The organism is Streptomyces sp. NPDC005533 (assembly GCF_042871845.1).
GTDB lineage: Bacteria > Actinomycetota > Actinomycetes > Streptomycetales > Streptomycetaceae > Streptomyces.
Genome location: NZ_JBIAJH010000013.1, coordinates 195,808 through 209,452 on the forward strand (window position 1 = coordinate 195,808; position 13,645 = coordinate 209,452).

Sequence of the window (13,645 nt, forward strand, 5' to 3'; positions counted from 1 at the left end):
CGCTGTGCGTTCATGCTCTTTTGGTGCGCCGACGAGCCTATCGGCGGATCTCGCCCCATGGTCATGGGACAGGGAAATGCCGCCCACCGCAAGCGGGTTGGGTGGGCGGCTTTCCCGTCGCTATGTCAACTAGCTTCCCTTCTCAGCCTGTTCGCGCACCTTTTCGGCGATCTGGGGTGGCATGGGCTCGTGGCGGGCGTAGGCCCGGGCGAAGCGGCCCGTACCGTGCGAGACGGAGCGCAGCTCGACGGCGTAGCGGCCGATCTCGATCTCGGGGATCTCGGCGCGGACCCGGGTGCGCCCCGGGCCGGCCTGGTCGGTGCCGACGACGCGGCCGCGGCGGCCCGCGAGGTCGCTCATCACCGGCCCCACGTACTCGTCGGGGATGAGGACGGCGAGCTCGGCGACCGGTTCGAGCAGGTCGATGCGGGCCTCGGCGGCGGCCTCCCGCAGGGCGAGGGCGCCGGCCGTCTGGAAGGCGGCGTCGGAGGAGTCCACCGAGTGCGCCTTGCCGTCGAGGAGGGTGACGCGGACGTCGACCAGCGGGTAGCCGGCCGCGACCCCGCGGGCGGCCTGGCCGCGTACGCCCTTCTCCACGGACGGGATGAACTGGCGGGGCACGGCGCCGCCGACGACCTTGTCGACGAACTCGATGCCGCTGCCCGGCGGCAGCGGCTCCACCTCGATCTCGCAGATGGCGAACTGGCCGTGGCCGCCGGACTGTTTGACGTGCCGGCCGCGGCCGGCGGCCTTGGCGCCGAAGGTCTCGCGCAGGCTCACCTTGTGCGGGACGGGGTCGACCTGGACGCCGTAGCGGGTGCGCAGCCGCTCCAGGGCGACGTCCTGGTGGGCCTCGCCGAGGCACCACAGGACGAGCTGGTGGGTGTGCGGGTTCTGCTCCAGCCGCATGGTGGGGTCCTCGGCGACGAGCCGGGCCAGGCCCTGGGAGAGCTTGTCCTCGTCGGCCTTGCTGTGGGCCTCGATGGCGAGGGGGAGCAGCGGGTCGGGCATGGTCCACGGCTCCATGAGGAGCGGGTCGTCCTTGGCGGAGAGGGTGTCGCCGGTCTCCGCGCGGGTGAGCTTGGCCACGCAGGCCAGGTCGCCGGCGATGCACCGGTTCAGGGCGCGCTGCTGTTTGCCGAAGGGGGCGGTGAGGGTGCCGATCCGCTCGTCGACGTCGTGGTCCTCGTGGCCGCGGTCGGCGAGCCCGTGCCCGCTGACGTGGACGGTCTCCTCGGGGTTCAGGGTGCCGGAGAACACGCGGACGAGCGAGACGCGCCCGACGTAGGGGTCGGAGGAGGTCTTGACGACCTCGGCGACGAGGGGGCCGGCGGGATCGCAGGTGACCTCGGGACGGGCGGAGCCGTCGGGCCGGGTGACGGTGACGGCGGCGCGTTCCAGCGGGGTGGGGAACCCGCCGGTGACCAGTTCGAGGAGTTCCACCGTGCCGAGCCCCTGGCGGGCGCCGTCGCCGGCGGGCGCGGCCATCAGGACGGGGTGGAAGGCGCCGCGGGCGACGGCCCGCTCCAGGTCGTCCACGAGGGTCTTGACGTCGATGTCCTCGCCGCCGAGGTAGCGGTCCATGAGGCTCTCGTCCTCACTCTCCGCGATGATCCCCTCGATGAGGCGGGAGCGGGCGTCGGCGATCAGCGCGAGCTCGGCGGGGTCCGGGTCGCGCTCCACGCGCTCGCCGGAGGAGTAGTCGTAGACGCGCTGGGAGAGCAGGCCGAGGAGGCCGGTGACGGGGGCGTGGCCGTCCGGTCCGGCGGGCCCGTGCAGGGGGAGGTAGAGGGGGATGACCGCGTCCGGGTCCTCGGCACCGAAGATCTCGCCGCAGACGGTGGTCATCTGCGCGTAGTCGGAGCGGGCGGCCTCCAGGTGCGTCACGACGATGGCGCGGGGCATGCCGACGGCCTCGCACTCGTCCCAGACCATGCGGGTGGCCCCGTCGATGCCGTCCGAGGCCGAGACGACGAAAAGGGCCGCGTCCGCGGCGCGCAGACCGGCCCTGAGTTCCCCCACGAAGTCGGCGTATCCGGGGGTGTCCAGGATATTGATCTTGATCCCGCCCCATTCGACGGGGACGAGGGAGAGCTGTACGGAGCGTTGCCGGCGGTGCTCGATCTCGTCGTAGTCGGAGACGGTGGCGCCGTCCTCGACGCGGCCGGCGCGGTTGACCGCTCCGGCGGTCAGGGCGAGGGCCTCGACCAGCGTGGTCTTGCCCGATCCGCTGTGGCCGACCAGCACGACGTTCCGGATGGAGGAGGGGCGGTCGGCCGTCAGTGCCCTGCCGGCGGCTCCGGCGTGGTGTGAAGTGGCTCCCATGGTGCTCGTACCTCCCGGTGGTGACGGTGAGGAGGGTGGGTTCCGTGACCGGTTTCCCGATCGGTGGCGTGATCGGTTCCTCGCGCGCTTCCGCGGATGAGGAACACGGGGTTCTTCGAGCTTTGCACTGGTGTCACACCGCGTCCATACGTCGTACCGGGCGCGTACGCGGGGCGCACCGGAGGGCGTCCGTGACGTGAAGTACGTCTTACGCGGCACGAACCGGTGGGTGCGGGGCGTTCGGGCGGCGGCGCGCTGGCTACGATGGGCCAGCCGGTGGCCGTGGTGGCCGTGCGGCCCAGCGACCCTCCGGGAAGGCCATGCTGAACAAGTACGCGCGTGCATTCTTCACGCGTGTTCTCACGCCATTCGCCGCTTTTCTGCTCCGGCGGGGGGTGAGCCCGGACGCGGTCACCCTGATCGGCACGGCCGGAGTGGTGGCGGGAGCGCTGGTCTTCTTCCCCCGCGGCGAGTTCTTCTGGGGCACGATCACCATCACCCTCTTCGTCTTCTCCGACCTGGTGGACGGGAACATGGCCCGCCAGGCCGGGATCTCCAGCCGCTGGGGAGCCTTCCTCGACTCCACCCTGGACCGGGTGGCGGACGCGGCGATCTTCGGCGGTCTCGCGCTCTGGTACGCCGGATCCGGGAACGACAACGTGCTCTGCGCGGTGGCGATCTTCTGCCTGGCCAGCGGCCAGGTGGTGTCGTACACCAAGGCGCGCGGCGAGTCGATCGGGCTGCCGGTGGCCGTCAACGGGCTGATCGAACGGGCCGAGCGCCTGGTGATCTCGCTGGTCGCGGCCGGTCTCTCGGGCCTGCAGACCTTCGGCGTGCCGTCCTGGATCGGGGTGCTGCTGCCGATCGCGCTGTGGATCGTGGCCGTGGGCTCGCTCGTCACCCTGATCCAGCGGGTGGTCACCGTACGCCGCGAGTCGGCCGAGGCCGACGCCGAGGCCGCCGCCGCCGACGGTGGCGCCGCCTGATGGGCAGCGCACAGGACAAGCTGGTCAGCGGGCTGTACGGGCTCGGCTGGGCCGGGGTCAAGAAGCTGCCCGAGCCGGCCGCGGTGGCCCTCGGCCGGCGGATCGCGGACTTCGTGTGGAAGCGGCGCGGCAAGAGCGTGCTGCGGCTGGAGTCGAACCTGGCCCGGGTGGTGCCCGACGCCGGCCCGGAGCGGCTGCGCGAGCTGTCCCGGGCGGGCATGCGCTCGTACATGCGGTACTGGATGGAGTCCTTCCGGCTGCCGACCATGGACCCGCAGCGGTTCGGCACAGACGTCGAGTTCGAGGACGAGCACATCCTGCGCGACGCCCTCGCCTCCGGGCGCGGGGTCGTCGTCGCGCTGCCGCACCTCGCCAACTGGGACCTCGCCGGGGCCTGGGCCATCGGCCACATCGGGGTGCCGTTCACCACGGTCGCCGAGCGGCTCAAGCCCGAGAGCCTCTACGACCGCTTCGTGGCCTACCGGGAGAGCCTGGGCATGGAGGTCCTGCCGCACAGCGGCGGCGCCGCCTTCGGCACGCTCGCCCGCCGGCTGCGCTCCGGCGGACTGGTCTGCCTGGTCGCCGACCGGGACCTGTCGGCCTCCGGGGTCGAGGTGGACTTCTTCGGCTCCACGGCGCGGATGCCGGCCGGGCCCGCGCTGCTGGCCCAGCAGACGGGCGCGGTCCTGCTCCCGGCCACCCTGCACTACGGCGACACGCCGAAGATGTACGGCCGGATCCATCCCGAGGTGGCCGTGCCGAAGACGGGCACCCGGATCGAGAAGACCGTCGTCATGACGCAGGCGGTGGCCGACGCCTTCGCCCGGGGCATCGCCGAACACCCGGAGGACTGGCACATGCTGCAGCGACTGTGGCTGGACGACCTGGAGGAGCGCGCGCTGTGAGGATCGGCATCGTGTGCCCGTACTCGTGGGACGTGCCCGGTGGCGTCCAGTTCCACATCCGGGATCTGGCCGAGCACCTGATCCGTCTCGGCCACGAGGTGTCGGTCCTGGCCCCGGCGGACGACGAGACCCCGCTGCCGCCCTACGTGGTCTCGGCCGGGCGGGCCGTGCCGGTGCCGTACAACGGCTCGGTCGCCCGCCTGAACTTCGGGTTCCTCTCCGCCGCGCGGGTCCGCCGCTGGCTGCACGACGGCACCTTCGACGTGATCCACATCCACGAGCCGGCCTCGCCCTCGCTGGGGCTGCTGTCCTGCTGGGCGGCGCAGGGCCCGATCGTGGCCACGTTCCACACCTCGAACCCGCGCTCGCGCGCCATGATCGCGGCGTACCCGATCCTCCAGCCGGCCCTGGAGAAGATCAGCGCGCGGATCGCGGTGAGCGAGTACGCGCGGCGCACGCTGGTCGAGCACCTCGGCGGCGACGCGGTCGTCATCCCCAACGGCGTCGACGTGGACTTCTTCGCCAAGGCCGACCCGAACCCCGACTGGTCCGGGCAGACCCTGGGCTTCATCGGCCGCATCGACGAACCGCGCAAGGGCATGCCGGTGCTGATAGCGGCCTTCCCGAAGATCGTGGAGGCCTGTCCGGACGTACGGCTGCTGGTCGCGGGCCGCGGCGACGAGCAGGAGGCGGTGGCCTCGCTGCCCGCGGAGCTCCGCCCCCGGGTCGAGTTCCTCGGCATGGTCTCGGACGAGGACAAGGCACGGCTGCTGCGCAGCGTCGACGTGTACGTCGCCCCGAACACCGGAGGCGAGAGCTTCGGCATCATCCTCGTTGAGGCTCTGTCGGCGGGCGCCGCGGTCCTGGCCTCGGACCTGGACGCCTTCGCGCAGGTCCTGGACCAGGGCGGGGCCGGCGACCTCTTCGCCAACGAGAACGCCGACGCGCTGGCCACGGCGGCGATCGCCCTCCTGCGGGACCCGGCCCGCCGCGAGCGGCTCAGCGCCAGCGGCTCGGCGCACGTCCGCCGCTTCGACTGGTCCACGGTCGGAGCGGACATCCTGGCCGTCTACGAAACGGTCACGGACGGCGCGGCGGCGGTCGCCGAGGACGAGCGGGGCACCGGCCTCCGCACCCGCCTGGGCTTCTCGAAGGACACCTCGGCCTGACCCCACCGGGCGGGCCCCGCAGCCCGTCAGGGGCGATGAGGGCCGGGGCCGCGGGGAGCGGTAAGGTCGCGCAGCGTGATCGAAACCCTTGTCTGGATCGCCCTGGCTCTCGGAGTCATCGGGGTCTACCTGAGCTGGACCGCGGGCCGGCTGGACCGGCTGCACTCGCGGATGGACGCCTCGCGGGCCGCGCTCGACGCGCAGCTCGTACGGCGGGCCTCCGTGGTGCTGGAGGTGGCCGCCTCCGGCGTGCTCGACCCCGCCTCCTCCCTGGTGCTGTACGAGGCCGCGCACGCCGCCCGGCAGGCCGAGGAGGAGCACCGGGAGGTCGCCGAGAGCGAGCTCAGCCAGGCGCTGCGGGCCGTCTTCGCCGACGCCGACCAGGTCGAGGTGCTCAAGGCGGCGCCCGGCGGGGTGCAGGCCACCGAGGAGCTGGCCGCGGCCGTCCGCCGGGTGCCCATGGCCCGCCGCTTCCACAACGACGCCGTACGGGCCGCCCGCGCGCTGCGTCGCCACCGCAAGGTCCGCTGGTTCAGACTGGCCGGGCACGCGCCGTTCCCGCTGGCCTTCGAAATGGACGACGAGCCGCCGGTGGATCTTGCCGACCGGCCCACCTAGGGCCGTGGGGGACAAATGAAGGAGCCACAGGCTCCACATTGGCCCTTGTAGTGGACTGACCCGTGCGGTTTCCTCAGGCAGGTAGTACCCGTCTTCCTTTCGAGTTCCCTTCGAGTGAGGTCATCCGTGAGCACGCTTCCCACCTCCCCCCAGTCCGCCGAGTCGGCGATCGGCACCTCGCGCGTCAAGCGCGGCATGGCCGAGCAGCTGAAGGGCGGCGTGATCATGGACGTGGTCAACGCCGAGCAGGCGAAGATCGCCGAGGACGCGGGCGCCGTGGCCGTCATGGCCCTGGAGCGGGTCCCGGCCGACATCCGCAAGGACGGCGGGGTCGCCCGCATGTCGGACCCCAACATGATCGAAGAGATCATCGAGGCCGTCTCCATCCCGGTCATGGCCAAGTCGCGCATCGGCCACTTCGTCGAGGCCCAGGTCCTGCAGTCCCTCGGCGTCGACTACATCGACGAGTCCGAGGTCCTGACCCCGGCCGACGAGGTCAACCACTCCGACAAGTGGGCGTTCACCACCCCCTTCGTCTGCGGTGCCACCAACCTGGGCGAGGCCCTGCGCCGCATCGCCGAGGGCGCGGCCATGATCCGCTCGAAGGGCGAGGCCGGCACCGGCAACGTCGTCGAGGCCGTCCGTCACCTGCGCCAGATCAAGAACGAGATCGCCCGTCTGCGCGGCTACGACAACAACGAGCTGTTCGCCGCCGCCAAGGAGCTGCGCGCCCCGTACGAGCTGGTCAAGGAGGTCGCCGAGCTCGGCAAGCTCCCCGTGGTGCTGTTCTCGGCCGGTGGCGTCGCCACCCCCGCCGACGCCGCGCTGATGCGCCAGCTCGGTGCCGAGGGCGTCTTCGTCGGCTCCGGCATCTTCAAGTCGGGCGACCCGGCCAAGCGTGCCGCCGCCATCGTGAAGGCCACCACCTTCTACGACGACCCGAAGATCATCGCGGACGCCTCCCGCAACCTGGGCGAGGCCATGGTCGGCATCAACTGCGACACCCTCCCCGAGTCCGAGCGCTACGCCAACCGCGGCTGGTAGTCACATGAGCACCCCCGTGATCGGTGTCCTGGCGCTCCAGGGCGACGTACGGGAGCACCTGATCGCCCTGGCCGCGGCGGACGCCGTGGCCAGGCCGGTCCGGCGTCCCGAGGAGCTCGCCGAGATCGACGCCCTGGTGATCCCCGGCGGCGAGTCCACGACCATGTCGAAGCTGGCCGTGCTCTTCGGCATGCTGGAGCCGCTGCGCGAGCGCGTGGCCGCCGGCATGCCCGTGTACGGCACCTGCGCCGGCATGATCATGCTGGCCGACAAGCTCCTGGACGGCCGTGAGGACCAGGAGACCCTGGGCGGCATCGACATGATCGTCCGCCGCAACGCCTTCGGCCGCCAGAACGAGTCCTTCGAGGCGAAGATCGACTTCGCGGGCATCGAGGGCGGCCCGGTGGAGGGCGTCTTCATCCGCGCCCCCTGGGTCGAGTCCGTCGGCGGCGCCGCCGAGGTGCTCGCCACGTACGACGGCCACACGGTCGCCGTGCGCCAGGGCAACGTCCTCGCCACCTCGTTCCACCCGGAACTGACCGGAGACGACCGAGTTCACGCGTACTTCGTCGACATGGTGCGCGCGGGGCTGTAACGGCGTCCCGGTAGGATCTGAGGCGAACATTGTTGGTGACGCGAAGGAGACAGGCAGATGTCCGGCCACTCTAAATGGGCTACGACGAAGCACAAGAAGGCCGTGGTTGACGCCAAGCGCGGCAAGCTCTTCGCGAAGCTGATCAAGAACATCGAGGTCGCGGCCCGTATGGGCGGTGCCGACGTCGACGGCAACCCGACCCTCTTCGACGCCATCCAGAAGGCCAAGAAGAGCTCGGTCCCGAACAAGAACATCGACTCCGCGGTCAAGCGCGGCGGCGGCCTCGAGGCCGGCGGCGCCGACTACGAGACGATCATGTACGAGGGCTACGGCCCGAACGGCGTCGCGGTGCTCATCGAGTGCCTCACCGACAACCGCAACCGCGCCGCCTCCGACGTCCGCGTCGCCATGACCCGCAACGGCGGCTCGATGGCCGACCCGGGCTCGGTCTCGTACCTGTTCAACCGCAAGGGCGTCGTGCTCCTGCCCAAGGGCGAGCTCACCGAGGACGACGTCCTGGAGACGGTGCTCGAAGCCGGCGCCGAAGAGGTCAACGACCTCGGCGAGAGCTTCGAGATCATCAGCGAGGCCACCGACATGGTCGCGGTCCGCACCGCGCTCCAGGAAGCCGGCATCGACTACGACTCGGCCGACTCCAACTTCCTGCCGACCATGCAGGTCGAGCTGGACGAAGAGGGCGCGCGCAAGATCTTCAAGCTGATCGACGCGCTGGAGGACAGCGACGACGTGCAGAACGTCTTCGCCAACTTCGACGTCTCCGACGAGGTCATGGAGAAGGTCGACGCCTGAGCGCAGACCGTGCAGCAGCGGGCCGACGGGGACACACCCCTGTCGGCCCGCTGCTTTGTCAGTGGTGCCCGATAACCTGCACCGACACGGACGGATGAGCGAACGAGGGGGGCGAAGGTGCGCGTACTGGGCGTGGACCCGGGGCTGACGCGATGTGGTGTCGGCGTCGTCGAAGGTGTCGCCGGCCGCCCCCTGACGATGCTCGGGGTCGGGGTCGTACGCACGCCCGCGGACGCGGAGTTGGGACACCGGCTGGTCGCCGTCGAGCAGGGCATCGAGGAATGGCTCGACACGCACCGGCCCGAAGTGGTCGCCGTGGAACGGGTGTTCAGCCAGCACAACGTCAGCACCGTGATGGGCACCGCCCAGGCGAGCGCCGTCGCGATGCTGTGCGCCGCCCGCCGCGGGATACCGGTCGCCCTGCACACCCCGAGCGAGGTCAAGGCCGCCGTCACCGGCAGCGGCCGGGCCGACAAGGCCCAGGTCGGCGCGATGGTCACCCGGCTGCTGCGGCTGGCCGAACCGCCCAGGCCGGCGGACGCCGCCGACGCCCTCGCCCTCGCCATCTGCCACATCTGGCGGGCCCCCGCCCAGAACCGCCTCCAGCAGGCGGTCGCCCTGCACGCCTCTGGCTCGAAAGGCCGTACCCGATGATCGCCTTCGTCAGCGGCCCCGTCGCCGCGCTCGCCCCCACCCTTGCCGTGATCGAGGTCGGGGGAGTGGGCATGGCCGTGCAGTGCACGCCCAACACCATCGCCGGCCTGCGGATCGGGGAACAGGCCCGGCTGGCCACCTCCCTGGTCGTACGGGAGGACTCGCTCACCCTGTACGGCTTCGCCGACGACGACGAGCGACAGGTCTTCGAGCTCCTCCAGGGCGCGAGCGGCGTCGGGCCGAGGCTGGCGCAGGCGATGCTCGGCGTGCACCGCCCGGACGCGCTGCGGCTGGCCGTCTCCACGGGAGATGAGAAAGCGCTGGTGGCGGTGCCCGGCATCGGCAAGAAGGGCGCGCAGAAGCTGCTGCTGGAACTGAAGGGCAAGCTGGGCGCCCCCCTGGGCGCGGGCGCCCTGGTGGGGGCGCAGCGGGCCGTCGCCAGTGGGCCCGCCCCGTGGACCGAACAGCTGTCCGCCGCGCTGATCGGGCTGGGCTACGCGTCGCGCGAGGCGGAGGAGGCCGTCTCGGCGGTGACGCCGCAGGCCGAAGCCGCGATCGCCGCCGGCGGTTCGGCCCCGGTCCCGCAGCTCCTGCGAGCCGCCCTCCAGTCCCTGAACCGAGCCCGCTAGCCGCCCGCCGCCGCCGGGGACCGGACCCGCACCTCACCCCCGGCGAGGCCGAAGGGCTCCGCCCCGCACCCCGCTCCTCGTACGCCGCAGGGGCCCGACCACCCGCACGCGAACGATAGGGCAGAGTGACACCGTGAACTGGGACGACGAGACCAACGCAGACGAGAGCGAGCGACTCGTCGCGGCCTCGGCGGACGGCGAGGACACCGCCGTCGAGGCGGCGCTGCGGCCCAAGGACCTCGGGGAGTTCGTCGGCCAGGAGAAGGTCCGCCAGCAGCTGGACCTGGTCCTGAAGGCGGCCAGGCAGCGCGGGGCCACCGCCGATCACGTCCTGCTCTCCGGCGCGCCCGGCCTCGGCAAGACCACGCTCTCGATGATCATCGCGGCCGAGATGGGCGCGCCCATCCGCATCACCTCCGGCCCCGCCATCCAGCACGCCGGCGACCTCGCCGCCATCCTGTCCTCCCTCCAGGAGGGCGAGGTCCTCTTCCTCGACGAGATCCACCGCATGTCCCGGCCCGCCGAGGAGATGCTCTACATGGCCATGGAGGACTTCCGCGTCGACGTGATCGTCGGCAAGGGTCCCGGGGCCACCGCGATCCCGCTGGAGCTGCCGCCCTTCACCCTGGTCGGGGCCACCACCCGGGCCGGACTGCTGCCTCCGCCGCTGCGGGACCGCTTCGGCTTCACCGGGCACATGGAGTTCTACGCCCCCGAGGAGCTGGAGCGCGTCATCCACCGCTCCGCCCGTCTCCTCGACGTGGAGATCGACACCGACGGCGCCGCCGAGATCGCCGGGCGCTCCCGCGGGACCCCGCGCATCGCCAACCGCCTGCTGCGCCGCGTCCGCGACTACGCCCAGGTCCGGGCGGACGGCGTGATCAACCGGGAGGTGGCCGGTACCGCCCTCCAGGTGTACGAGGTGGACGCGCGCGGCCTCGACCGGCTGGACCGGGCCGTCCTGGAGGCGCTGCTCAAACTGTTCGGCGGCGGTCCCGTCGGGCTCTCCACCCTCGCCGTGGCCGTGGGGGAGGAGCGGGAGACCGTGGAAGAGGTCGCGGAGCCCTTCCTGGTCCGCGAGGGCCTGCTCGCGCGCACCCCCCGGGGACGGGTCGCGACGCCCGCCGCATGGGCTCACCTGGAGCTCGTCCCGCCGCAGCACGGTGGGAGTGGATCAAGCGGACAACAGGGCTTGTTCGGGGCCTGACGGCGCGGAGGTTCGCCCCCTCAGGAACTGCGGTGCCATGCTGGGCGTTGTTCCATCGGTGCGGACTCGCCTAGACTCCGCCGATGCCGACCCTTCGGGTCGGTATGCCCACCCCCCGTAGAAAAGGCCGCCGTCCGCGTGCGGTCGTGCGAAGGATCTCCGTCCCGTGAATCTCGTGACACTCCTCCCGTTCATCGTGCTCATCGGGGCGATGTTCCTGATGACCCGCTCCGCGAAGAAGAAGCAGCAGGCAGCCGCGCAGATGCGCGACCACATGACGCCCGGCACCGGGGTCCGCACCATCGGCGGCATGTACGCCACGGTGAAGGAGATCGGTGACGACACCGTCACCCTCGAGGTGGCTCCCGGCGTCCACGCGATCTTCGCCAAGAACGCCATCGGCGCCGTGCTCGACGACGCGGAGTACAACCGCATCGTCCACGGCATCAGCGATGACGTGACGACCGACACGCCGGTCGTCCCGGACGACGCCTCCTCCCTCACCGAGGAGCCGAAGACGGACCTCGTCAAGGACAAGGGCGAGGACGAGGCTCCCAAGCTCGACCTGGGCAAGAAGGACGGGGCCGAGGGCGACGAAGAGCCCAAGGACGGCAAGACCGACGGCGAGGCCGGCGCGAAGTAGCGCGCGGCCGGGGACCGTGGAGGCGCCGGACCGGCGGCCGAAGCGGTCCCCGTCAGTGACACTTCTGCGGGGGGCAGGGGTCCCCACCACACATTTCGTGGCCGTCCGCGCGCTGACCCGGCGCGGGGCGGTTGGACAGGGAGAAACGACAAGGTGGCAGCACCGAAGAAGGGCCGGCGGCCCACGGGGGCTCAGGGGAGGCCGGGGCGTGCCCTGGCGATCATCCTGATCGCGATGGTGGCGCTCACCGCGGGGATGTTCATCTCCAAGCAGACGACTCCCCGGCTGGGCATCGACCTCGCCGGCGGCACGAGCATCACGCTCAAGGCCAAGAGCGAGCCCGGCAAAGAGAACGCCATCAACGAGACCAACATGAACACGGCGGTCGGCATCATCGACCGCCGCGTCAACGGTCTCGGCGTGTCCGAGGCGGAGGTCCAGACCCAGGGCCGCGACCACATCATCGTGAACATCCCCAAGGGGACGAACGAGCAGCAGGCGCGCGAGCAGGTCGGCACGACCGCCCAGCTCTACTTCCGCCCGGTCATCGCGTTCGCGGACGGCGCCCCAGCCGCGCCCGAGGGCACCCCGAGCCCGAGCCCCTCCGCGAGCGGCTCCGGTGCCCCCAAGGCCGAGGACGGCAAGAAGGCCAGCCCCTCCGCCACCCCGTCGTCCAGCGCCACTTCCCAGGGCCGTGCGCTCAGCGAGGCCCTCAAGGCCCCGGCCGCCACCGCCACTCCCTCGCCCTCGGCGAGCGAGTCGAAGAAGGCAGACGACACCAAGGCCCCGTCCCCGTCCGCGTCCGCTCCTGCGACGGGTGACGAGGCGGCCGCCGCCGACCTGCAGGCCAAGTTCGCCGCGCTCGACTGCACGGACGAGAAGCAGCGCGCCGCCATCAAGGGCGCCAAGCCCACGGACCCGACGCTCGCCTGCGGTCAGCGCGGCGGAGCCTGGGGCAAGTGGGTCCTGGGCCCGGCCGCGGTCGAGGGCAAGGACGTGAAGAGCGCCAAGGGCGTCATCGACCCGCAGTCGGGTCAGTGGATCGTCACGATGGACTTCAACGACCGCGGCTCCGACGCCTTCGCGAAGGTCACCGGCGAGCTGGCGGCCAAGCAGATGCCGCAGAACCAGTTCGCCATCGTGCTCGACGGCGACGTGGTCTCGGACCCGTCCGTCAGCCAGGCGATCATGGGTGGCAACGCCCAGATCTCGGGTGGCTTCACCCAGCAGTCCGCGCAGGACCTGGGCAACATGCTCTCGTACGGCGCCCTGCCGCTCTCCTTCAGCGAGGACAGCGTCACCACCGTCACCGCCGCCCTCGGCGGCGAGCAGCTGCGGGCCGGCCTGATCGCCGGTGCCATCGGTCTGCTGCTCGTGGTGATCTACCTGCTGGTCTACTACCGGGGCCTGGCGTTCGTCGCCATCCTGAGCCTCCTGGTCTCCGCGATCCTGACCTACACGATCATGGCGCTGCTCGGGAAGGGCATCGGCTTCGCGCTGAACCTGCCCGCCGTCTGCGGCGCGATCGTGGCGATCGGCATCACGGCGGACTCGTTCATCGTGTACTTCGAGCGCATCCGTGACGAGATCCGCGAGGGCCGCACCCTGCGTCCGGCCGTCGAGCGGGCCTGGCCGCGCGCCCGGCGCACGATCCTGGTCTCCGACTTCGTGTCGTTCCTCGCCGCCGCGGTGCTGTTCATCGTGACCGTCGGCAAGGTGCAGGGCTTCGCCTTCACCCTGGGTCTGACGACCCTGCTCGACGTGGTCGTGGTGTTCCTCTTCACCAAGCCCGTCATGACGCTGCTGGCGCGCACGAAGTTCTTCGCCAGCGGTCACCCGTGGTCCGGGCTGGACCCGAAGCGGCTGGGTGCCAAGCCCCCGCTGCGCCGGTCCCGCCGTACCGGTTCCGCCCCCGCCCCCGTCGAAGCAAAGGAGGCGTGAGAGATGTCGAAGCTGGGAGATCTCGGCGCCAAGCTGTACCGCGGTGAGGTCGGCTACGACTTCGTCGGCAAGCGTTTTCTCTGGTACGGCGTTTCCATCCTGATCACCATCACGGCGAT

At 71.4% G+C, this 13,645-nt stretch carries 13 protein-coding genes and 1 pseudogene; 13 read left to right on the forward strand and 1 reads right to left on the reverse strand.

The features are described from left to right. Positions 1–129: 129 nt before the first annotated feature. Positions 130–2,325, reverse strand: a complete 2,196-nt coding sequence (locus ACFYP3_RS16305; protein ID WP_388832140.1) for an elongation factor G-like protein EF-G2 — start codon at positions 2,323–2,325, stop codon at positions 130–132. A 320-nt stretch (positions 2,326–2,645) separates the two neighbouring features. Here ACFYP3_RS16305 and pgsA point away from each other — a divergent pair, with 320 nt between their 5' ends. The 13 genes and pseudogenes from pgsA to ACFYP3_RS16370 form a co-directional block, all read left to right on the forward strand. Next, positions 2,646–3,311 (forward strand): phosphatidylinositol phosphate synthase, encoded by a 666-nt coding sequence (gene pgsA / locus ACFYP3_RS16310; RefSeq protein ID WP_388832143.1) that lies wholly within the window; start codon positions 2,646–2,648, stop codon positions 3,309–3,311. Beyond that, the gene (locus ACFYP3_RS16315) at positions 3,311–4,216 is read left to right on the forward strand and encodes a phosphatidylinositol mannoside acyltransferase (protein ID WP_388832146.1); all 906 of its coding nucleotides are present in this window, start codon (positions 3,311–3,313) and stop codon (positions 4,214–4,216) included. Before pgsA ends, ACFYP3_RS16315 begins: the two co-directional genes overlap by 1 nt. Continuing rightward, positions 4,213–5,385, forward strand: a complete 1,173-nt coding sequence (locus tag ACFYP3_RS16320; protein WP_388832149.1) for a glycosyltransferase family 4 protein — start codon at positions 4,213–4,215, stop codon at positions 5,383–5,385. Before ACFYP3_RS16315 ends, ACFYP3_RS16320 begins: the two co-directional genes overlap by 4 nt. Positions 5,386–5,460: 75 nt before the next feature. Beyond that, positions 5,461–6,003 carry a hypothetical protein gene (locus ACFYP3_RS16325; protein ID WP_388832152.1) on the forward strand — a complete coding sequence of 181 codons (543 nt, stop codon included), beginning with the start codon at positions 5,461–5,463 and terminating at the stop codon, positions 6,001–6,003. Positions 6,004–6,129: 126 nt separating this feature from the next. Next, the gene (pdxS, locus tag ACFYP3_RS16330; protein WP_030010552.1) at positions 6,130–7,047 is read left to right on the forward strand and encodes a pyridoxal 5'-phosphate synthase lyase subunit PdxS; all 918 of its coding nucleotides are present in this window, start codon (positions 6,130–6,132) and stop codon (positions 7,045–7,047) included. A gap of 4 nt (positions 7,048–7,051) precedes the next feature. After that, the gene (pdxT, locus tag ACFYP3_RS16335; protein WP_362803182.1) at positions 7,052–7,642 is read left to right on the forward strand and encodes a pyridoxal 5'-phosphate synthase glutaminase subunit PdxT; all 591 of its coding nucleotides are present in this window, start codon (positions 7,052–7,054) and stop codon (positions 7,640–7,642) included. 57 nt (positions 7,643–7,699) lie between these two features. Next, positions 7,700–8,452: a YebC/PmpR family DNA-binding transcriptional regulator gene (locus tag ACFYP3_RS16340; protein WP_388832157.1), complete on the forward strand. Its 753-nt coding sequence runs from the start codon at positions 7,700–7,702 to the stop codon at positions 8,450–8,452. Between the two features lie 117 nt (positions 8,453–8,569). Further along, a complete protein-coding gene (gene ruvC, locus ACFYP3_RS16345) occupies positions 8,570–9,106 on the forward strand; it encodes a crossover junction endodeoxyribonuclease RuvC (protein ID WP_388832159.1) in 537 nt (178 codons plus the stop codon). Continuing rightward, complete coding sequence (gene ruvA / locus ACFYP3_RS16350) at positions 9,103–9,735, forward strand: Holliday junction branch migration protein RuvA (RefSeq protein ID WP_388832162.1); 633 nt, start codon at positions 9,103–9,105, stop codon at positions 9,733–9,735. Before ruvC ends, ruvA begins: the two co-directional genes overlap by 4 nt. Before the next feature lie 133 nt (positions 9,736–9,868). Then, a complete protein-coding gene (gene ruvB, locus ACFYP3_RS16355; RefSeq protein ID WP_388832165.1) occupies positions 9,869–10,942 on the forward strand; it encodes a Holliday junction branch migration DNA helicase RuvB in 1,074 nt (357 codons plus the stop codon). Positions 10,943–11,108: 166 nt separating this feature from the next. Then, positions 11,109–11,585: a preprotein translocase subunit YajC gene (gene yajC / locus ACFYP3_RS16360; protein ID WP_388832168.1), complete on the forward strand. Its 477-nt coding sequence runs from the start codon at positions 11,109–11,111 to the stop codon at positions 11,583–11,585. A gap of 153 nt (positions 11,586–11,738) precedes the next feature. Next, positions 11,739–13,526 carry a protein translocase subunit SecD gene (gene secD / locus ACFYP3_RS16365; protein ID WP_388832171.1) on the forward strand — a complete coding sequence of 596 codons (1,788 nt, stop codon included), beginning with the start codon at positions 11,739–11,741 and terminating at the stop codon, positions 13,524–13,526. Between the two features lie 3 nt (positions 13,527–13,529). Then, positions 13,530–13,645, forward strand: a pseudogene (locus tag ACFYP3_RS16370) (protein translocase subunit SecF); the annotation flags it as partial.